The sequence below is a fragment of the Enterobacter sp. JBIWA008 genome (assembly GCF_019968765.1).
Taxonomy (GTDB): domain Bacteria; phylum Pseudomonadota; class Gammaproteobacteria; order Enterobacterales; family Enterobacteriaceae; genus Enterobacter.
On sequence record NZ_CP074149.1, the window covers coordinates 863,922 to 884,830 of the forward strand.

A 20,909-nucleotide genomic window follows, 5' to 3' on the forward strand; every position below is an offset into this window, starting at 1 on the left:
TTCGGGCACGGTTCGCCGTGCCCTTTTTATTTAAGTTGGCTGATATGCAGGATAATCAAACGCAACCCGACACCACCTTTACGCTCAATCATCTCTCCTTTCGCGTACCCGGGCGCACGCTGCTGCATCCGCTCTCTCTGACGTTTCCGGCCGGTAAAGTGACGGGCCTGATTGGTCACAACGGTTCAGGTAAATCCACGCTGCTCAAGATGCTGGGGCGCCATCAGCCGCCTTCAGAAGGCGATATTCTGCTGGATGACCAACCGCTGGAGAGCTGGAGCAGTAAAGCCTTTGCCCGCAAAGTGGCCTATCTGCCGCAGCAGCTGCCGCAGGCGGAAGGGATGACGGTGCGTGAGCTGGTGGCGATTGGGCGTTATCCGTGGCACGGGGCGCTTGGCCGCTTCGGCGTCGCCGACAGAGAGAAAGTGGAAGAGGCGATTGCGCTGGTCGGGCTAAAGCCGCTGGCGCACCGTCTGGTGGATAGCTTATCCGGCGGTGAACGTCAGCGCGCGTGGATCGCGATGCTGGTTGCGCAGGACAGCCGCTGCCTGCTCCTTGATGAACCCACCTCCGCGCTCGATATCGCCCATCAGGTCGATGTTCTGGCGCTGGTACACCGCTTGAGCCAGCAGCGTGGTCTGACGGTAATTGCGGTGCTGCATGACATCAACATGGCGGCGCGCTATTGCGACTACCTTGTTGCGCTGCGCGGGGGCGAGATGATTGCCGAGGGGACACCGGCAGAGCTGATGCGCAGCGAAACGCTGGAACACATTTATGGTATTCCGATGGGTATTCTGCCTCACCCGGCCGGGGCTGCACCGGTGAGCTTCGTCTACTGATGCTCGACAAGATGCGCATTAGCCGCCGTCGCCTGCTGACGGCGATGGCCCTCTCACCGCTGCTGTTAAAAATGAACACGGCGCGTGCCGCCGTCGTCGATCCGCACCGTATTGTGGCCCTGGAGTGGCTGCCGGTCGAACTGATGATGGCGCTCGGCGTCACGCCCTACGGCGTGGCGGACATTCCTAACTATAACCTCTGGGTGAACGAGCCGAAGCTGCCGGACTCGGTGATCGACGTCGGCCTGCGTACGGAGCCCAACCTTGAACTGCTCACCCAGATGAAACCCTCGTTCATGTTCTGGTCAGCGGGCTACGGTCCGTCAGAGGAAATCATGGCGCGCATTGCGCCAGGGCGTGGATTTGCTTTCAGCGACGGTAAAAAACCGCTGGCTGTGGCGAAAAACTCGATTAACGAGATGGCGCATTTCCTCAACCGCGAAGCGGAAGCCAAAAAACATCTCGACGAATTCGATGCCCTGATCGACTCCCTGAAGCCGCGCTTTGCTCACCGGGGCGACCGTCCGCTGCTGATGGTGACGCTGCTGGATGCCCGCCATATGCTGGTCTTCGGTAAAAACTGCCTCTTCCAGGAGGTGCTCGACAGCTTCGGCATTCGCAATGCCTGGGAAGGGGAGATGACGTTCTGGGGCAGTACCGCCGTCGGTATCGATCGTCTGGCGGCGTTTCGTGATGTCGATGTGCTGTGTTTCGACCACGGTAACGAACGCGACATGCAAACCCTGATGGCGACCCCGCTCTGGCAGGCGATGCCGTTTGTGCGTGAGCAGCGCTTCCAGCGCGCTCCGGCGGTCTGGTTCTACGGGGCGACGCTGTCGGCCATGCATTTTGCCCGCGTGCTGGATAACGCCCTGGGAGGTAAAGCATGAGTACGCGTATCGCCCGCTTTCCGGCGCTGCTGTTATCCCTGCTTTTTCTGGTTGCGCTGGCATTAACCGGTTTCAACCTCTCCACGGCGTTACCCCGCGCGCAGTGGGGGGCCGCTCTGGCCTCGCCGGATATCGACAATATTCAGCAGATGCTGTTCCACTACAGCCTGCTGCCGCGTCTGGCAATCTCCCTTTTAGTCGGCGCCGGTTTAGGGCTGGTGGGCGTGCTGTTCCAGCAGGTTTTACGTAACCCGCTGGCAGAGCCGACCACGCTCGGCGTCGCGACGGGGGCTCAACTTGGGATCACCGTCACCACGCTGTGGGCGCTGCCGGGAGCGTTAACCTCGCAGTTTGCGGCACTCGCGGGAGCGTGCGTGGTGGGGGCGCTGGTCTTTGGCGTGGCCTGGGGCAAGCGCCTTTCCCCGGTGACGCTTATTCTGGCCGGACTGGTGGTAAGCCTCTACTGCGGGGCGATTAACCAGCTGCTGGTGCTGTTCAACCACGATCGTCTGCAAAGCATGTTCCTCTGGAGTACCGGCACGCTCACCCAGACCGACTGGAGCGTTGTGCAGCACCTTTGGCCGCAGCTGGCGGGCGGTGTGGTGCTGACGCTGCTGCTCCTGCGTCCTCTGACGCTCATGGGTCTGGATGATGGCGTGGCGCGTAACCTGGGGCTGGCGCTGTCGCTGGCTCGTCTGGCGGCGCTGACGCTGGCGATTGTATTGAGTGCCCTGCTGGTGAACGCGGTCGGCATCATCGGGTTTATCGGCCTGTTTGCGCCGCTGCTGGCGAAAATGCTCGGGGCGCGTCGCTTGCTGGCGCGTCTGATGCTGGCACCGCTGATTGGGGCGCTGATCCTCTGGCTTTCCGATCAGCTTATTCTCTGGCTGGCGCAGGTCTGGCGGGAAGTATCCACCGGCTCTGTGACCGCGCTTATCGGGGCGCCGCTGCTGCTGTGGCTGCTCCCGCGCCTGCGCAGCATGAGCGCCCCGGCGATGAACGCGGGCGATAAAGTCTCCGCTGAACGTCGGTCGGTGTGGTGGTTCAGTCTTGCCGGTCTGGCGGTGCTGATCATCGCCTCGTTCGCGGCGCTCTCATTCGGGCGCGATGCCGCGGGCTGGCACTGGGCAACGGGTGATTTACTCAATGAACTGCTGCAGTGGCGCTGGCCGCGTATTTTCGCTGCGCTGATCGCAGGGGTGATGTTGGCGGTGGCGGGGTGCATTATCCAGCGTCTGACCAGCAACCCGATGGCAAGCCCTGAAGTGCTCGGGATCAGCTCTGGCGCCGCCTTTGGCGTGGTGCTGATGCTGTTCTTTGTGCCGGGGAATGCGTTTGGCTGGCTGATGCCTGCGGGGAGTCTCGGCGCGGCAGTTACGCTGCTGATTATCCTGATTGCCGCCGGTCGCGGCGGATTTTCGCCGCACCGCATGCTGCTGGCCGGGATGGCGCTCAGCACCGCATTTACGATGCTGCTGATGATGCTGCAGGCGAGCGGCGATCCGCGTATGGCGAAGATCCTGACCTGGATTTCCGGATCAACGTACGGTGCCACCGGTAGCCAGGCGATCTGGTCCGGGATAGTGATGGTCGTGCTGCTGGCGATGGTACCGCTGTGCCGCCGCTGGATGACCATTCTGCCGCTCGGCGGCGAAACCGCGCGTGCGGTGGGAATGGCGCTGACGCCAGCGCGTGTGGCCTTGCTGCTGCTGGCGGCGTGCCTGACGGCGACGGCAACCCTGACGATAGGACCGCTGAGTTTTGTCGGGTTAATGGCGCCGCACATTGCCAGAATGATGGGATTCCGCCGGACGATGCCGCATATCGTAATGTCGGCCCTGACGGGTGGGGTGATGCTGGTGTTTGCGGACTGGTGCGGAAGAATGGTGCTGTTCCCGTATCAGATCCCGGCGGGTCTGCTGTCGACCTTTATCGGCGCGCCGTATTTTATTTATCTGTTGAGAAAGCAGAGCCGGTAATAAAAGCAAACGGCAACCTTCAGGTTACCGTTTTAGTGTTTGCTCCCTCTCCCGTGGGAGAGGGGTGGGGTGAGGGCATCAAGCCGCACATTTTACAGCTTCGCAAACACCTTACGCGCCGCGTCGATGGTGTTATTGATATCTTCTTCACTGTGCGCCACGGACATAAAGCCCGCTTCGAATGCGGACGGCGCCAGGTATACGCCTTCTTCCAGCATCAGGTGGAAGAAGCGCTTGAAGCGTTCAACGTCGCACTTCACCACGTCCTGATAGCAGGTCACGGTTTTCGCATCGGTGAAGAAAATCCCGAACATGCCGCCCACGTGGTTCACCACCAGCGGAACCCCCGCTTCTTCTGCGGCTTCCAGCAGGCCGTTTGCCAGCTGCGTGGTCAGGTCGGTCAGGGTTTCGTGAATGCCAGGCTGAGCCACTTCGGTCAGGCAGGCAAAGCCCGCAGCCATGGCGATAGGGTTACCGGAGAGCGTGCCCGCCTGGTAAACCGGGCCGGTTGGTGCCAGGGCTTCCATCACGTCCTTACGACCACCGAATGCACCAACCGGCATGCCGCCGCCAATGATTTTGCCGAGGCAGGTCAGGTCCGGCACGACGTCGTAGTAAGACTGGGCACCCGCCAGCGCCACGCGGAAGCCGGTCATGACTTCATCGATGATTAGCAGCGCGCCGAATTCGTCACACAGGGCGCGCAGGCCCGGCAGGAAGTCAGGCTGCGGTGGGATACAGTTCATGTTACCCGCAACCGGCTCAACGATGATGCAGGCGATCTCCTGCGGATACTGCTCGAACGCCGCGCGAACGGTAGCAAGATCGTTGTAGGTGCAGGTCAGGGTGTGCTTCGCGAAATCTGCCGGCACGCCCGGGGAGTTCGGCTGGCCGAGCGTCAGCGCGCCGGAACCGGCTTTCACCAGCAGGCAGTCCGCATGACCGTGGTAGCAGCCTTCAAACTTGATGATTTTATCGCGACCGGTAAAACCGCGCGCCAGGCGGATGGCGCTCATGGTGGCCTCGGTACCGGAGTTCACCATGCGCACCATGTCCATGGTGGGCACCAGTTCGGTCACCAGCTCCGCCATTTTCACTTCCATTTCGGTTGGCGCGCCGAAGCTCAGGCCGCGCTGGGCGGCTTCAATCACCGCGTTACGAATGGCCGGGTGGTTGTGCCCCAGCACCATCGGTCCCCAGGAACCCACATAATCGATATAGGCTTTGCCATCGACATCATACAGATACGCGCCGTCAGCACGTTCGATAAACAGCGGCGTACCGCCCACGCCGGTGAAGGCGCGCACGGGTGAGTTCACGCCACCCGGAATAAGCTCGCGGGCTGCACTGTAGAGGTTTTCAGACTTGCTCATGGCGTCGTTCCTGGTTCGTATAAAATGATTAAGCCCACTATTCTAAGTGATTCGGGGAAGGTTATGAAATTTTTAGCCGGGTAATGCTTTAAGATTTGTTAAGTAATTTTCAGGAGACGGTAGGGCAGTCTCTGGTAAAATCCCTGCGGCTTTTTGTATGACGAATAAGAACAGGACATGAAATCAGATTCTCCGTCTTTTGAAGAACAACAGTTTACGCGCGCCCAGCACCGAATCAGCATTCGGCGGCTGCTCAATCGCGATAAAACGCCGCTGGCGATCCTGCTGGCCGCTGCCGTGGTGGGCACACTCGCGGGGCTGATTGGCGTGGCGTTTGAAAAAGCGGTTAACGCCGTACTCAACTGGCGAGTGGGCACCGTGGCCGGTTTCGCCGACAGCGAATGGCTGGTCTGGGTGTGGGCATTCGGGCTGTCTGCGCTGTTTGCCATGGTGGGGTATTTTCTGGTGCGTAAATTTGCGCCGGAAGCGGGCGGGTCGGGCATCCCGGAAATTGAAGGTGCGCTGGAGGAGCTGCGTCCGGTTCGCTGGTGGCGGGTGATTCCGGTTAAATTCATCGGCGGTATGGGTACCCTGGGCGCGGGCATGGTGCTTGGCCGGGAAGGGCCCACGGTACAGCTGGGGGGCAACGTCGGCCGCATGGTGGGCGATCTGTTTCGGATGCGAAGCGCCGAAGCGCGCCATACGCTGCTGGCAACCGGCGCGGCGGCAGGGCTTTCCGCCGCGTTTAACGCGCCGCTGGCGGGCATTTTGTTCATTATCGAAGAGATGCGCGCGCAGTTTCGCTACAACCTGATCTCGATTAAAGCGGTGTTTACCGGCGTTATTATGTCGAGCATCGTGTTTCGCATCTTTAATGGCGAGGGAGCGGTCATTGAGGTGGGTAAACTGACCAACGCGCCGGTCAACACCCTGTGGCTTTACCTGATCCTCGGCATGGTTTTTGGCGTGGTGGGACCGCTGTTTAACACCTTTATCCTGCGCGCTCAGGATATGTTCCAGCGCATTCACGGCGGGAACACCACGAAATGGGTGCTGATGGGCGGTCTGCTGGGCGGAATGTGTGGCGTACTCGGGTTTATTGAGCCGAATGCCGCAGGCGGCGGGTTTGGGCTGATTCCCATTGCCGCGGCGGGGAATTTCAGCGTGGGTCTGCTGCTGTTTATGTTTATCTCGCGGGTCATCACGACGGTACTCTGCTTCTCTTCCGGCGCGCCAGGGGGGATTTTTGCCCCAATGCTGGCGCTGGGTACGCTGCTCGGCACCGCGTTTGGTATGGCGGCTGAAGTGGGATTTCCTGCCTATCACCTTGAAGCCGGGACCTTTGCGGTGGCCGGAATGGGGGCGCTGCTGGCCGCTTCCCTGCGTGCGCCCTTGACCGGGATCGTGCTGGTGCTGGAGATGACGGACAATTACCAGCTCATTTTGCCAATGATCATTACCTGTCTCGGCGCGACACTATTAGCCCAGTTCCTGGGTGGAAAACCGCTATACTCCACCATCCTTGCGCGTACCCTGGCGAAACAAGAGGCTGAGCGGGCCGCCTCGCAGAATACTTGAATGAATTACCAGGGTATTAGATAATGACACAAAGAATTGGGTGAATTTTACCCAATAGCAGTATTCATGGGAGCATAAGATGAGTGATGACGTAGTAGCTGTACCGCTCGAATTTACCGAAGCAGCAGCCAACAAAGTGAAAGTTCTGATTGCCGACGAAGACAATCCGGATCTGAAACTGCGCGTTTATATTACCGGTGGCGGCTGCAGCGGCTTCCAGTATGGTTTTACCTTTGACGATCAGGTTAACGATGGCGATATGACTATCGAGAAACAGGGCGTCGCGCTGGTGGTTGACCCGATGAGCCTGCAATATCTGGTGGGTGGTTCGGTGGATTACACCGAAGGTCTGGAAGGTTCGCGCTTTGTGGTAACTAACCCGAATGCGACAAGCACCTGTGGGTGTGGATCTTCGTTCAGTATTTAATTTCAGTATTTGATAAGGTGCGGGCTGATGCCCTCACCCCGGCCCTCTCCGACAGGGAGAGGGAGAAAACACTACAAACGGTAACCTGGCGGTTACCGTTTTGCTTTTACCTGTCATCCAGCGCAAACGTCGGCAGCTTCAGGTGCCAGCGTATCGCCGCTAAGCGTATCACCAGCGTCACGACCATCCCCAGCATCGCGGCATTTTCCAGCGGGAGGGCAAAGGTGTAGTACGCGGTAGCGTGAACAATCCCGCCCACAATGCAGGCCGTTGCGTAAATTTCAGTACGCAGGATCATCGGCACTTCACGCGCCAGAATGTCGCGAATGATCCCACCGCCCACGCCGGTTAGTACGCCCATACAGATTGCCACCATCGGACCGGTACCTGCATTAAACGCCTTATTGACGCCGATACCGACAAACACGGCCAGACCCACGGCATCCAGTACCGGCAATATCCACTTGGGTAAGCGGCGGGGCTGGCGAACCAGCACAATGGTTAACAGGCAGGTGACCATCGCGACCACCAGATCGGTAGGATCTTTCACCCAAAACACCGGGCCATTCGCCAGCGCCATATCACGGATAGTCCCGCCGCCGACGGCGGTCACGACGCCCAGCACCAGCACGCCAAACGGATCCATGCGTAGTTTTCCGGCGAGCAGGACGCCGGAGATAGCAAAAACGGCTGTGCCAAGAATATCCAGCCAATAAACGAGCATCGTTAAATCCTCGAAAAGGGTCTTAGGTTAGTGACTCTCTGCCAGTGCGGCACAGAGCTGTTTTGCGGCGAGGATAATACGCGGGCTGGCGCGTTCAAACCAGTCGCTGTTGAGGGGGATCACTGGAATTTTTAGCTGCCTTTGCCAGAATTGTTCGATTTTAGGAATTTCGCTCGCATTTCCGACCACGACGATGGCCTGCGGCTGACGCGCCAGCACCTGCTCGCGGCTGACCTGAGGCCACGGCACCCGGCTGGCGGCAAAGATATTTTCACCGCCACAGACTTCCAGCACCTGGTTCTGAATCGACCCTTTTCCGGTGGTGAACAGCGGCTGGCTGCCAAACTGCAGGAAGATGCGCTTTTTAACAGGGGTATCGTATCGGGATTTCAGCGCGGCATAGTCGCTCAGCATCTGTTTCGCCGCAGCCTCGGCTTTTTTGGGCGTAGGGCTATAGGGTGCCAGGGCGCCTAGCGCCTGAGCGACTTGCTCAATGCTGACGGCATCAATCCACATGACCTTTATGCCAAGCGAGGTGAGCTGGTTGACCTGCCGCTCGGCATTGCCGCCACGCCAGGCCAGCACGAGATCCGGTTTAAGCGCCACGATGCGCTCAAGGTTCATCCCCTGCCAGGTTGCCACCTGTTCAATACCCGCGGCTTGCGGTGGATAATCCGAAAAGCTACTCACGCCAACGGGCGTGATCCCGGCGGCAAACGCCAGTTCCGTATTTGCGGGAGAGAGAGTAATCACGCGCGGTAACGCATAGAGCCACAGCGGTGCGAGAAGAAGCAGGGCGGCTAGCGCCCTGACGGTATGTTTAGCCACGAGCCAGATTCTGCACCAGGCGTTCCACCATCACGGTGGACTGTTTTGCCGCAACGGTCAGGAACTCGTCAAAGCTGATGTGGGACTGCTGGTCTGCCACGTCCGAGATGGCGCGAACCACCACGAACGGTACGCTGAAATTATGGCAAACATGAGCGATCGCGGTCGCTTCCATCTCAACGGCAACCGCCTGTGGGAAGTTATGACGGATTTTCGCCAGCCCAACGGAGCCGTTGATGAATGCATCACCGCTGACAATCAGACCGCGTACCGCGTTGAGGTTGAGTTCTGCGATGCAGGTCTCTGCCGCCGCGATCAGTTTGTCGTCAGCTTTAAAACCAGCAGGGCAGCCCGGGAGCTGACCGTATTCGTAACCGAACGCGGTGACGTCGGCATCGTGGTAACGCGCTTCGTCGGAGACAACGATATCGCCCACTTTCAGCGTCGGCGCCAGGCCGCCCGCAGAGCCGGTATTCACGATCACGTCCGGCTTGCAGCGCTCCAGCAGCAGGGTCGCACCCAGCGCAGCAGCCACTTTACCGATGCCTGATTTCAGCAGAGCCACGTCAACACCGTTCAGCTGGCCGGTGTAGATCTCACAACCACCAAGAGAGAGTGTCTGACGGTTCTCAATTTTGTCACGCAGCAGCGTAACTTCTTCTTCCATTGCACCAATAATGCCGATTTTCATAGATTTACTCGCGATGTGCCTTGTTAAGATGCATAGTCTATCATGCGGTTAAGGGGAAACGCATTCTCACGCGGGGGAGCACATGGCACCAATCGATTTTCGCACCAAAATTAACTGGCACCGACGTTTCCGTTCGCCACAGGGCGACAAGAGCGAACATGAGATCCTGCGTATCTTCGAGAGCGATCGCGGGAGGATCATTAACTCGCCCGCTATCCGGCGTCTGCAGCAAAAGACCCAGGTATTCCCGCTGGAGCGTAACGCCGCAGTGCGCACCCGTTTAACCCACTCCATGGAGGTGCAGCAGGTCGGGCGCTACATCGCCAAAGAGATTTTAACCCGTCTCAAAGAGCAGAGCTTACTGGAAACCTATGGTCTGGACGAGCTGACGGGCCCCTTTGAGAGCATCGTTGAGATGGCCTGCCTGATGCATGACATCGGCAACCCGCCTTTCGGTCATTTTGGTGAGGCAGCAATCAATGACTGGTTTAAACAACGGCTTTACCCTTCGGATGCGGTAAGCCAGCCGCTGAGCGACGACCGCTGCATCGTACGCGATTTACGCCTGCGTGAAGGCGAAGAGGGGCTGAACGATTTGCGCCGCAAGGTGCGCCAGGATTTGTGTCATTTCGAGGGCAACGCGCAGGGTATCCGGCTGGTCCATTCCCTGATGCGCATGAACCTCACCTGGGCACAGGTCGGCTGCATTCTGAAATATACCCGCCCGGCGTGGTGGATGGGGGATACGCCCGCGTCCCACAGCTATTTAATGAAAAAACCGGGCTATTACCTTTCCGAAGAAGCCTATATTGAACGGTTACGTAAAGAACTTTCATTGACGCCAAACGGCCGCTTCCCATTGACCTGGATTATGGAAGCCGCCGATGATATTTCCTATTGTGTAGCCGATCTGGAAGATGCCGTGGAGAAAAGAATCTTCAGCGTCGAGGAGCTTTATCAGCATCTTTATGCGGCCTGGGGGACTCATGAAAAAGGCTCGCTGTTTGCGCAGGTTGTCGAAAATGCCTGGGAAAAATCGCGCTCAAATACATTAAGCCGCAGTACGGAAGACCAGTTCTTTATGTATTTGCGGGTCAACACATTAAATAAACTGGTGCCGTATGCGGCGTCGCGCTTTATTGATAATTTGCCGCAAATTTTTAGCGGGGAATTCAACCACGCGCTGCTGGAAGATGACAGCAGTTTCAGTCAACTCCTTGAGCTTTATAAACAGGTGGCGATGCGGCATGTATTTAGCCATCCGGATGTCGAGCAGCTGGAACTGCAGGGCTATCGGGTAATCAGCGGGTTACTGGAAATTTATTCCCCGTTGCTCCAGCTGTCGGTCGATGAATTCAGCGAGCTGGTGGAACACGAGCGTGTGCGCAGAATACCTATCGAATCGCGGCTTTATCAGAAACTCTCTACCCGGCATCGTCTGGCGTACGTCGAAGCGATTGGCAAGCTGGATCGCCACTCTTCCCAATGGCCGGTGATGGAATATTATTATCGCTGCCGTCTTATCCAGGACTATATTAGCGGCATGACGGATTTGTATGCCTGGGATGAATACCGCAAGCTAATGGCCGTGGAATAATCCGGGAGTTTTGTAAAGACGGCCAATAAATTTTTACCTTTTCCATAAACTTATCGCCGGAACTAAGCGGTATAAAACGAATCTGAGTTACACAGCAATTTTGCGTTACCTGTAAATCGAGATTAAGAAACATGAAAAAAACCACATTAGCAATGAGTGCACTGGCTCTGAGTTTAGGTTTAGCGCTGTCTCCTCTGACTGCTACCGCAGCCGAGACCGCGTCGTCGGCAGCAACCGCGCAGCAGATGCCAAGCCTGGCACCGATGCTCGAAAAAGTGATGCCATCGGTGGTGAGTATTAACGTTGAGGGCAGTACGACCGTCAATACGCCGCGTATGCCGCGTAACTTCCAGCAGTTCTTCGGCGACAACTCGCCATTCTGCCAGGACGGTTCGCCATTCCAGAGTTCTCCGTTCTGTCAGGGCGGCGGTGCTGGGGATGACAGCCAGGGCGGCGGCCAGCAGCAGAAATTCATGGCGCTCGGCTCGGGTGTAATTATTGATGCGGCAAAAGGCTATGTCGTCACCAACAACCACGTTGTCGATAACGCTAACAGCATTAAGGTTCAGCTGAGCGATGGCCGTAAGTTCGACGCCAAAGTGGTGGGTAAAGACCCGCGCTCCGACATCGCGCTGATCCAGATCCAGGATCCGAAAAACCTGACGGCGATTAAAATTGCCGACTCCGATGCGCTGCGCGTTGGCGACTACACCGTGGCGATCGGTAACCCGTTCGGTCTGGGTGAAACCGTGACCTCGGGTATCGTCTCTGCGCTGGGCCGTAGCGGCCTCAATGCCGAGAACTATGAAAACTTCATCCAGACGGATGCGGCGATCAACCGCGGTAACTCCGGCGGTGCGCTGGTTAACCTCAACGGTGAGCTGATCGGTATCAACACCGCTATCCTGGCACCGGACGGCGGCAACATCGGGATCGGCTTTGCTATCCCAAGTAATATGGTGAAAAACCTGACCGCGCAGATGGTGCAGTATGGCCAGGTGAAACGCGGCGAGCTGGGTATCCTCGGTACGGAGCTGAACTCCGAACTCGCTAAGGCGATGAAAGTTGACGCCCAGCGCGGGGCATTCGTCAGCCAGGTGATGCCGAATTCCTCCGCGGCGAAAGCGGGTATTAAAGCGGGTGATGTGATCACCTCCCTGAACGGTAAGCCGATCAGCAGCTTTGCCGCCCTGCGTGCCGAAGTGGGCTCTATGCCGATTGGCAGCAAAGTGACCCTCGGCCTGCTGCGCGACGGTAAGCCGGTTAACGTGAGCCTGGAGCTGCAGCAGAGCAGCCAGAACCAGGTGGATTCCAGCACCATCTTCAGCGGTATTGAAGGTGCCGAGATGAGCAATAAAGGCGCAGACAAAGGCGTGGTAGTGAACAACGTGAAAGCGAATTCACCGGCAGCCCGTATAGGCCTGAAAAAAGGCGATGTGATTATGGGCGCTAACCAGCAGCCGGTGAAAAACATCGCTGAACTGCGCAAGATCCTCGACAGCAAGCCTTCCGTGCTGGCGCTGAATATCCAGCGTGGTGATACCTCGCTTTATCTGCTGATGCAGTAATCCTCTAAAGCCCCTGTTCGCAGGGGCTTTCTCTTTTCTGTGATTCTTGCCACAACTCCATACTTCTCCCTCTCTCTTTGTGCATTCGCACAATGCAGCCGTCCCTGAACTTCCCTATGCTTGAGCTCTGCTCACGGGAGGGTTACATGGCTGGCTGGCATCTTGATACCAAAATGGCGCAGGATATAGTAGCGCGCACCATGCGCATCATTGATACCAATATCAACGTGATGGATGCCCGCGGGCGTATTATTGGCAGCGGCGATCGCGAGCGTATTGGAGAATTGCACGAAGGTGCGCTGCTGGTGCTTTCTCAGGGGCGGGTAGTGGATATCGACGATGCGGTAGCGAAACACCTGCACGGCGTACGTCAGGGCATCAATTTACCGCTGCGTCTTGAAGGCGAAATTGTGGGGGTAATCGGCCTCACCGGCGAGCCCGAATCACTGCGAAAATACGGTGAGCTGGTCTGTATGACGGCAGAGATGATGCTGGAGCAGTCGCGCCTGATGCACCTGCTTGCCCAGGACAGCCGCCTGCGTGAAGAGCTGGTGATGAACCTTATCCAGGCGGAAGAGCATACGCCTGCGCTCAGCGAATGGGCGCAGCGTCTTGGGATCGATCTCAACCAGCCGCGCGTGGTGGCGGTCATTGAGGTCGATAGCGGACAGCTTGGCGTGGACAGCGCGATGGTCGAGCTGCAGCAGCTGCAAAATGCGCTGGCGACGCCGGAGCGCGATAACCTGGTGGCGATCGTTTCTCTGACGGAAATGGTGGTGCTCAAACCGGCGCTCAATGCGTTCGGCCGCTGGGATGCAGACGATCATCGTCGTCGCGTGGAGCTGCTGATCTCCCGGATGGAAGAGAATGGTCAGCTGCGTTTTCGCGTTGCGCTGGGCAACTATTTTACCGGTCCCGGCAGCGTCGCACGCTCCTGGCGTACCGCTCGCACCACCATGATGGTGGGCAAGCAGCGGATGCCGGAGAGCCGCAGTTATTTCTATCAGGATCTGATGCTGCCGGTGCTGCTCGACAGTCTGCGCGGGGGATGGCAGGCCAATGAGCTGGCTCGGCCATTAGCGCGTCTGAAAGCCATGGACAATAACGGCCTGCTGCGCCGGACGCTGCAGGCGTGGTTCCGCCATAACGTGCAGCCGCTGGCGACCTCGAAGGCGCTGTTTATTCACCGTAATACCCTTGAGTATCGTTTAAACCGCATTTCGGAGCTGACGGGGCTGGACCTGGGGAATTTTGACGACAGGCTGCTGCTGTATGTGGCGTTGCAGCTGGACGAACAGAGATGATGTTGTATGCGGTTTTCACCCTCTCCCGGTGGGAGAGGGCCAGGGTGAGGGCATCAGACCGCACCGGTAATTACTTATTGCGGGTAAGCTTCTCAAGATCCGCTTCAATTTCGCTGATCTTATTAGTCACAACGCTTTCGAGGTGACGCAGATCGTCAAGGATCTTACGCTTGAGATCGACTTCGGTGCGGTCGCGCTGGCAGATCTGATCGAGTTCATCGATCACATAGCGCAGGTTAGGGCTGATTTCCTGTACTTCTTTGTAGCCCTGTCCTACACCGTCAGCAACAACGGTCTTACGCTGGCGTGGATATTTAAACTTCACGCTTTTGGCGAAAAACTCTCCTTTGTCCTTGTGAAAATAGATTTTCAGAATATCGTTATTGGCTTCCTGACGGAGGCTGTAACGATCAATTTCATCAGGATTGGTAATGCCCAGACTTTTCAGATTATCGTACATAGCGGTACCCTTGATCTCAACATAACCTTTGAATAATTAACGAAAAAATCTATTTTCGCCACCCTCAGATATAAAAAAAGCGGGGTTGCCCCCGCTTTTTGTTATACCCGATTAATCGATGGTGCGCAGCAATTCGTTGATGCCCACTTTACCGCGCGTTTTCGCATCCACTTTCTTCACGATAACCGCACAGTACAGGCTGTATTTGCCATCTTTTGACGGCAGGTTGCCGGAAACCACCACGGAGCCCGCCGGAACACGACCGTAATGAACTTCGCCGGTTTCACGGTCGTAAATACGGGTGCTCTGACCGATGTAAACGCCCATGGAGATCACCGAGCCTTCTTCGACGATTACGCCTTCAACCACTTCAGAGCGTGCGCCGATGAAGCAGTTGTCTTCGATGATGGTCGGGTTAGCCTGCAGTGGCTCAAGAACACCACCGATGCCAACACCGCCGGACAGGTGAACGTTTTTACCGATCTGCGCGCAGGAACCAACAGTTGCCCAGGTGTCCACCATGGTACCTTCGTCAACGTAGGCACCAATATTCACGTAGGATGGCATCAGCACGGTATTGCGTGCGATGAAGGCGCCCTGACGCACTGCCGCAGGCGGTACCACGCGGAAACCTTCTTTCTGGAAACGCGCTTCGTCGTAGTCAGCGAATTTCATTGGCACTTTATCGAAGTAGCGGCTTTCTGCTCCGTCGATAACCTGGTTATCGTTGATGCGGAAAGAGAGCAGCACGGCTTTCTTCAGCCATTGATGAGTGACCCACTGACCGTCGATTTTTTCTGCCACGCGCAGCGCGCCGGAATCCAGAAGGGAAATCACCTGGTTTACCGCTTCACGGGTGACGGTATCCACATTTGCCGGGGTAATCTCGGCGCGACGCTCAAAAGCGGACTCAATAACGTTCTGTAACTGCTGCATTGTTTACTCTTTCCATTTCACTAAAAAACATATCACCCTTTATCGTTTGGATTGAGGGCCGCTGTCAACCGTTGTTGCACTTCAAGCTGCAGGTCATTATTAAGGGCACGCCGGTCGGCGGTGGCGATTATAAATAAATCTTCTACTCGCTCGCCAATGGTTGTAATTCGGGCCCCATGAAGCGAAATTCCCAGATCGGCAAAAACCTGACCGACGCGGGCGAGCAGCCCGGGCTGGTCGAGCGCAATAAGCTCCAGGAACGATTTACGGTCGGTGTGGGTCGGCAGGAAATTGACCTCAGTATCGACGGTAAAGTGGCGCAATTTTGCCGGCTGGCGACGCGGCAGCGGGGGTTGCCAGCTGTGCTGGGTAATAGCCTGTTCCAGACCAAAGCGTATCCCTTCATGCCTGTCCGACGAGAGCGGGCTGCCGTCTGGCTCAAGCACGATAAAGGTGTCCATCGCCATGCCGTCACGGGTGGTGAAAATCTGCGCGTCGTGAACGCTCAGGTTCCTCCTGTCCAGCTCGGCGCAGACCGCAGCAAACAAATAAGGTCGGTCCGGGCTCCAGATGAAAATCTCCGTCCCGCCGCGGGTGGCCTGCGGGCTCAGCAGGATCATCGGTTGGGACAGATCGTGTTTCAGCAGGTGCCGCGCGTGCCACGCAAGCTGGTTTGGGCTATGGCGGACAAAATAGTTGGCACGGCAGCGGGCCCAAATCTGATGCAGTGCCTCTTCATCAATGTTATCCATCCGCAGCAGCGCAAGCGCCTGGAGCTGGTGATGACGCACGCGCTCGCGCATATCCGGGGTATTTTGCATCCCGCGACGCAGCTGTTTTTCGGTGGCGAAGTACAGCTCGCGCAGCAGGCTCTGCTTCCAGCTGTTCCACAGGGTCTCGTTGGTGGCGCAGATATCGGCCACGGTCAGGCAGACCAGATAGCGCAGACGGTTTTCCGTCTGAACCTCTTCCGCGAACTGCTTGATCACTTCAGGATCCTGAATGTCACGACGCTGCGCGGTGACCGACATCAGCAGGTGATGGCGTACCAGCCAGGCCACCAGCTGTGTTTCACGTGAGTTCAGGCCGTGCAGTTCGGCAAATTTCAGCACGTCCTGTGCGCCCAGCACCGAATGGTCACCGCCGCGACCTTTGGCAATATCGTGGAACAGGGCGGCAATCAGGATCAGTTCCGGATGGGTCAGGCGCGGCCACAGTTCCACGCAGAGCGGGTGGCGGGAGCGCGTCTCTTCTTTCGCAAAGCTTTCCAGCTTGAGCATGACGCGGATCGTGTGCTCATCCACCGTGTAGGCGTGGAACAGATCGAACTGCATCTGTCCGACGATGTGCGACCACTGCGGCATATAGGCCCATAGCACGCTGTGACGGTGCATTGGCAGCAGACCGCGGCTGACGGCGCCCGGGTGGCGTAGCATGCTCAGAAACAGCGATCGCGCTTCCGGGATATAGCACAGCGGCTGCGTCAGATGACGGCGCGCATGGCGCAGATGGCGCAGGGTGGTGGAATAGATCCCGGTAATCGTGCTGTTGCGCACCATGGTGTAGAACATTCTCAGGATCGCTTCCGGCTCGCGGATAAACAGCGTTTCGTCCCGCAGATCGATAAGCGTGCCGCGCAGCTGGAATTCGTCATCAATTGGGCGCGGCTTTTCGTCCGCCGTCAGGGCCAGAATGGCCTCGTCGAACAGCTGCAACAGCATCTGGTTCAGCTCGGTCACCCGGCGGGTGACGCGGAAGAAATCCTTCATCATGTGCTCAACCGGCTCGTTGCCTTCGCCCTGATAATTCAGGCGCTGCGCCACGCTGAGCTGACGGTCAAACAGCAGGCGGTTATCGTAGCGGGTGACTTCCAGATGCAGGGCAAACCGGATGCGCCAGAGCAGGTGCAGGCACTCGTTCAGCTCGTTACGCTCGGCTTCGGTTAAGAAGCCGAAGCCGACCATCTCGTCCATTGAGGTGGCGCCAAAATGGCGTCGGGCGACCCACTGCAGGGTGTGGATGTCGCGCAGGCCGCCGGGGCTGCTTTTAATATCTGGTTCAAGATTATAGCTGGTGCCGTGGTAGCGCTGGTGGCGCTGATTTTGCTCCTCGACCTTCGCGGCGAAAAACTTTTCTGACGGCCAGAAGCCGTCGCTGAAGATGTGTTTTTGCAGCTCCAGGAACAGCGCGACGTCACCAATCAGCAGGCGGGTTTCAATCAGGTTGGTGGCGACGGTCAGGTCCGATAACCCTTCCAGCAGACACTCTTCAAGGGTGCGCACGCTGTGCCCGACTTCCAGCTTCACGTCCCAGAGCAGCGTCAGCAGTTCGCCAATTTTTTGCGCCTGTTCATCCGGCAGCTTTTTACGGCTTAAGATCAGAAGATCGATATCGGAAAGCGGATGCAGCTCGCCGCGGCCATAGCCCCCGACGGCAACCAGTGCAACATCACTGATTTGCCCAAATCCGTAATCGATCCACAGGCGCTGCAGCAGCTGGTCGATAAATTCGGTGCGCGCTTCAATGAGCTGCTCGGCCGACACGCCCGCGTCGAACGCGCTGCCCAGCCAGCGATGGAAAACATCCATATGGGCTTTAATATGCGCGCAGGTCAGCTCGTGCGACGGCCAGACGCCCGGGTTATCGGGCTGGTCGGGAAGGGTGGGAAGTGCTGTGTTAGCATACTGTTCGGGTAAAAGATTACTCATCGTGCGCCACCCATAAGAAAAAACTATAGCCATTAAAAAAGCCGGCATTTGCCGGCTTTTTTATCATTCATCGTGCGTCAGTATCGCCGGGATGGTGTCATCCTTGCGCAACGTCATAATTTCGCAGCCGTTGTCAGTTACCACAATAGTATGCTCATACTGCGCAGACAAGCTTCTGTCTTTGGTTTTCACCGTCCAGCCGTCTTTCATGGTACGGATGCGATAGTCACCCGCGTTGACCATCGGCTCAATGGTAAAGGTCATGCCTTTTTGCAGCACCACGCCGCCGTCATCTGCATCATAGTGCAGGACCTGCGGTTCTTCATGGAACACCCGACCAATGCCGTGACCGCAGTACTCGCGCACCACGGAGAAACCTTCTGCTTCCACAAACTTCTGGATTGCCGCACCGATGGTGCGCAGGCGAATACCCGGCTTAACCATTTTCAGCGCCAGGTAGAGGCTCTCTTGCGTCACTTTGCACAGACGCTCGCCAAGAATAGTCGGCTTGCCAACGATGAACATTTTTGAGGTGTCACCGTGGTACTCGTCTTTAATGACGGTTACGTCGATGTTGACGATGTCGCCATCTTTCAGCAGTTTTTCATCGTCCGGGATGCCGTGGCAAACCACTTCATTAATAGAGATGCAGACGGATTTCGGGAAGCCGTGGTAGCCGAGGCAGGCGGAAACCGCGTGCTGCTCATTCACGATATAGTCGTTACAGATACGGTCCAGTTCGCCGGTGCTAACGCCCGGCTTCACGAACGGCTCGATCATTTCCAGCACTTCCGCGGCCAGACGACCGGCGACGCGCATCTTTTCAATTTCTTCAGGTGTCTTAATAGAGATAGCCATGTAATCTGTCCATCGGTGTCGATTTTTTCGACAATACTAGTCTAAGTGTCGTCAATGGTATCAGTCAGGCACGCTCCGTGCCAAATTGAGAATCATTAACAGCACACTCCGCCAACAACTGTTGGTTTCTGGTCGTGTTTTGTGGTATAAAGCGCGCCGGACTTCCGATCCATCTCAGATACACAGGCTGGACGGAAGCGACAAATCTCACTTTGTGTAACAACACACACGTATCGGCACATATTCCGGGGTGCCCTTCGGGGTCGGTAATATGGGATACGTGGAGGCATAACCCCAACTTTCAATATAGAGGTTTTAAACATGGCAACTGTTTCCATGCGCGACATGCTCAAGGCTGGTGTTCACTTTGGTCACCAGACCCGTTACTGGAACCCGAAAATGAAGCCTTTCATCTTCGGCGCACGTAACAAAGTTCACATCATCAACCTTGAGAAAACTGTACCAATGTTCAACGAAGCCCTGGCTGAGCTGAACAAGATCTCTTCCCGTAAAGGTAAGATTCTGTTCGTTGGTACTAAGCGCGCTGCAAGCGAAGCTGTGAAAGATGCTGCTAACAGCTGCGACCAGTTCTTCGTGAACCATCGCTGGTTGGGCGGCATGCTGACCAACTGGAAAACTGTTCGTCAGTCCATCAAACGCCTGAAAGATCTGGAAACCCAGTCTCAGGACGGTACTTTCGACAAGCTGACTAAGAAAGAAGCGCTGATGCGCACTCGTGAACTGGACAAGCTGGAAAACAGCCTGGGCGGTATCAAAGATATGGGCGGCCTGCCAGACGCGCTGTTCGTAATCGATGCAGACCACGAGCACATCGCAATCAAAGAAGCTAACAACCTGGGTATCCCGGTATTCGCTATCGTTGATACCAACTCCGATCCGGACGGTGTTGACTTCGTTATCCCGGGTAACGACGACGCAATCCGTGCTGTTAGCCTGTACCTGAGCGCTGTAGCTGCTACCGTTCGTGAAGGCCGTTCCCAGGATCTGGCTTCTCAGGCGGAAGAAAGCTTCGTAGAAGCTGAATAATAAGGTTTTACCCCTTATTAGTACCGTGTATGAATAGGGGCCCATTACCGGCCCCTTTTTTCAATTTACACTGTTTGGCCCCCGGCCGGGCAGTTCACATCTCCCGAGGATTTAAGAATGGCTGAAATTACCGCATCCCTGGTAAAAGAGCTGCGCGAGCGTACTGGCGCAGGCATGATGGATTGCAAAAAAGCGCTGACTGAAGCGAACGGCGACATCGAGCTGGCAATCGAAAACATGCGTAAATCCGGTGCGATCAAAGCAGCTAAAAAAGCAGGCAACGTTGCTGCTGACGGCGTGATCATCACTAAGATCGACGGCAACTACGGCATCATTCTGGAAGTTAACTGCCAGACTGACTTCGTTGCTAAAGACGGTGGTTTCCAGGCATTTGCTAACAAAGTACTGGACGCAGCTGTTGCTGGTAAAATCACTGACGTGGAAGTTCTGAAAGCACAGTTCGAAGAAGAACGTGTTGCGCTGGTTGCTAAAATCGGTGAGAACATCAACATCCGTCGCGTATCTTCTCTGGAAGGCGACGTTCTGGGCTCTTACCAGCACGGTGCACGTATCGGTGTTCTGGTTGCGGCTAAAGGCGCTGACGAAGAACTGGTTAAACAGCTGGCAATGCACATCGCTGCAAGCAAACCAGAATTCGTTAAGCCAGAAGACGTGTCTGCTGAAGTGGTAGAGAAAGAGTACCAGGTTCAGCTGGACATCGCGATGCAGTCTGGTAAGCCAAAAGAAATCGCAGAGAAAATGGTTGAAGGCCGCATGAAGAAATTCACCGGCGAAGTTTCTCTGACTGGCCAGCCATTCGTAATGGACCCAAGCAAGTCTGTTGCTCAGCTGCTGAAAGAGCACAACGCTGACGTAACTGGCTTCATCCGCTTCGAAGTGGGCGAAGGCATCGAGAAAGTTGAGACTGACTTCGCAGCAGAAGTTGCTGCAATGTCCAAGCAGTCTTAATGTTTGAAAAGGAGCCGCCTGAGGGCGGCTTCTTTTTGTCACCCGTCACAGGAAATCAGACAGGCTCCAGTATCGCTGTGCTGATTTGCGGCATATCATGTCGCCAGAATTAACCCCCATCTTAATCGTT

General features: G+C 56.6%; 18 protein-coding genes. 10 read left to right on the forward strand and 8 right to left on the reverse strand.

The window, feature by feature from the left end; translation table 11 throughout:
* Window positions 1-44 precede the first annotated feature (44 nt).
* Genes fhuC through fhuB form a run of 3 tightly spaced genes read left to right on the forward strand, consistent with a single transcriptional unit; the run spans window position 45 to window position 3,711 of the window.
* A complete protein-coding gene (gene fhuC, locus KGP24_RS04100) occupies window positions 45-842 on the forward strand; it encodes a Fe3+-hydroxamate ABC transporter ATP-binding protein FhuC (RefSeq protein ID WP_223562461.1) in 798 nt (265 codons plus the stop codon).
* On the forward strand, window positions 842-1,732 hold the full coding sequence (gene fhuD / locus KGP24_RS04105; RefSeq protein ID WP_223562462.1) for a Fe(3+)-hydroxamate ABC transporter substrate-binding protein FhuD: 891 nt from the start codon (window positions 842-844) through the stop codon (window positions 1,730-1,732). The genes fhuC and fhuD overlap by 1 nt, the downstream gene beginning before the upstream one ends.
* Window positions 1,729-3,711 (forward strand): Fe(3+)-hydroxamate ABC transporter permease FhuB, encoded by a 1,983-nt coding sequence (fhuB, locus tag KGP24_RS04110; protein WP_223562463.1) that lies wholly within the window; start codon window positions 1,729-1,731, stop codon window positions 3,709-3,711. The genes fhuD and fhuB overlap by 4 nt, the downstream gene beginning before the upstream one ends.
* A gap of 92 nt (window positions 3,712-3,803) precedes the next feature.
* Here the strand turns inward: fhuB and hemL are convergent, their stop codons facing one another.
* On the reverse strand, window positions 3,804-5,084 hold the full coding sequence (gene hemL / locus KGP24_RS04115; protein ID WP_223562464.1) for a glutamate-1-semialdehyde 2,1-aminomutase: 1,281 nt from the start codon (window positions 5,082-5,084) through the stop codon (window positions 3,804-3,806).
* Between the two features lie 177 nt (window positions 5,085-5,261).
* Between hemL and clcA the strand changes: the two genes are divergently transcribed.
* Both clcA and erpA read left to right on the forward strand, forming a co-directional pair.
* On the forward strand, window positions 5,262-6,662 hold the full coding sequence (clcA, locus tag KGP24_RS04120; RefSeq protein WP_223562465.1) for a H(+)/Cl(-) exchange transporter ClcA: 1,401 nt from the start codon (window positions 5,262-5,264) through the stop codon (window positions 6,660-6,662).
* A 79-nt stretch (window positions 6,663-6,741) separates the two neighbouring features.
* Entirely contained in the window at window positions 6,742-7,089 is a 348-nt protein-coding gene (gene erpA, locus KGP24_RS04125) for an iron-sulfur cluster insertion protein ErpA (RefSeq protein WP_023310446.1), read from the forward strand.
* 106 nt (window positions 7,090-7,195) lie between these two features.
* On the opposite strand, the gene KGP24_RS04130 is transcribed toward erpA, so the two are convergent.
* Genes KGP24_RS04130 through mtnN form a run of 3 tightly spaced genes read right to left on the reverse strand, consistent with a single transcriptional unit; the run spans window position 7,196 to window position 9,332 of the window.
* Window positions 7,196-7,813, reverse strand: coding sequence for a TRIC cation channel family protein (locus KGP24_RS04130; protein ID WP_148243578.1), 618 nt, complete (start codon window positions 7,811-7,813; stop codon window positions 7,196-7,198).
* A 27-nt stretch (window positions 7,814-7,840) separates the two neighbouring features.
* A complete protein-coding gene (gene btuF / locus KGP24_RS04135; protein WP_223562466.1) occupies window positions 7,841-8,641 on the reverse strand; it encodes a vitamin B12 ABC transporter substrate-binding protein BtuF in 801 nt (266 codons plus the stop codon).
* Window positions 8,634-9,332 (reverse strand): 5'-methylthioadenosine/S-adenosylhomocysteine nucleosidase, encoded by a 699-nt coding sequence (mtnN, locus tag KGP24_RS04140; protein WP_014882620.1) that lies wholly within the window; start codon window positions 9,330-9,332, stop codon window positions 8,634-8,636. The genes btuF and mtnN overlap by 8 nt, the downstream gene beginning before the upstream one ends.
* A gap of 82 nt (window positions 9,333-9,414) precedes the next feature.
* Here mtnN and dgt point away from each other — a divergent pair, with 82 nt between their 5' ends.
* From dgt to KGP24_RS04155, 3 genes are all read left to right on the forward strand, one after another.
* The gene (gene dgt, locus KGP24_RS04145) at window positions 9,415-10,929 is read left to right on the forward strand and encodes a dGTPase (RefSeq protein ID WP_223562467.1); all 1,515 of its coding nucleotides are present in this window, start codon (window positions 9,415-9,417) and stop codon (window positions 10,927-10,929) included.
* Between the two features lie 131 nt (window positions 10,930-11,060).
* Window positions 11,061-12,497 carry a serine endoprotease DegP gene (gene degP, locus KGP24_RS04150; protein WP_024907518.1) on the forward strand — a complete coding sequence of 479 codons (1,437 nt, stop codon included), beginning with the start codon at window positions 11,061-11,063 and terminating at the stop codon, window positions 12,495-12,497.
* Between the two features lie 146 nt (window positions 12,498-12,643).
* Window positions 12,644-13,801 (forward strand): CdaR family transcriptional regulator, encoded by a 1,158-nt coding sequence (locus tag KGP24_RS04155; protein WP_223562468.1) that lies wholly within the window; start codon window positions 12,644-12,646, stop codon window positions 13,799-13,801.
* A gap of 70 nt (window positions 13,802-13,871) precedes the next feature.
* Here KGP24_RS04155 and KGP24_RS04160 read toward each other — a convergent pair whose 3' ends face one another.
* The 4 genes from KGP24_RS04160 to map form a co-directional block, all read right to left on the reverse strand.
* Window positions 13,872-14,261, reverse strand: coding sequence for a DUF3461 family protein (locus KGP24_RS04160; RefSeq protein ID WP_008501916.1), 390 nt, complete (start codon window positions 14,259-14,261; stop codon window positions 13,872-13,874).
* A 111-nt stretch (window positions 14,262-14,372) separates the two neighbouring features.
* Window positions 14,373-15,197, reverse strand: coding sequence for a 2,3,4,5-tetrahydropyridine-2,6-dicarboxylate N-succinyltransferase (gene dapD, locus KGP24_RS04165; protein ID WP_008501915.1), 825 nt, complete (start codon window positions 15,195-15,197; stop codon window positions 14,373-14,375).
* A 32-nt stretch (window positions 15,198-15,229) separates the two neighbouring features.
* On the reverse strand, window positions 15,230-17,905 hold the full coding sequence (glnD, locus tag KGP24_RS04170; protein WP_223562469.1) for a bifunctional uridylyltransferase/uridylyl-removing protein GlnD: 2,676 nt from the start codon (window positions 17,903-17,905) through the stop codon (window positions 15,230-15,232).
* 63 nt (window positions 17,906-17,968) lie between these two features.
* Complete coding sequence (map, locus tag KGP24_RS04175; RefSeq protein ID WP_023310454.1) at window positions 17,969-18,763, reverse strand: type I methionyl aminopeptidase; 795 nt, start codon at window positions 18,761-18,763, stop codon at window positions 17,969-17,971.
* A gap of 321 nt (window positions 18,764-19,084) precedes the next feature.
* Here map and rpsB point away from each other — a divergent pair, with 321 nt between their 5' ends.
* Both rpsB and tsf read left to right on the forward strand, forming a co-directional pair.
* Window positions 19,085-19,810, forward strand: a complete 726-nt coding sequence (rpsB, locus tag KGP24_RS04180; RefSeq protein WP_003856207.1) for a 30S ribosomal protein S2 — start codon at window positions 19,085-19,087, stop codon at window positions 19,808-19,810.
* A 117-nt stretch (window positions 19,811-19,927) separates the two neighbouring features.
* On the forward strand, window positions 19,928-20,779 hold the full coding sequence (tsf, locus tag KGP24_RS04185; protein WP_014882627.1) for a translation elongation factor Ts: 852 nt from the start codon (window positions 19,928-19,930) through the stop codon (window positions 20,777-20,779).
* Window positions 20,780-20,909: the final 130 nt, after the last annotated feature.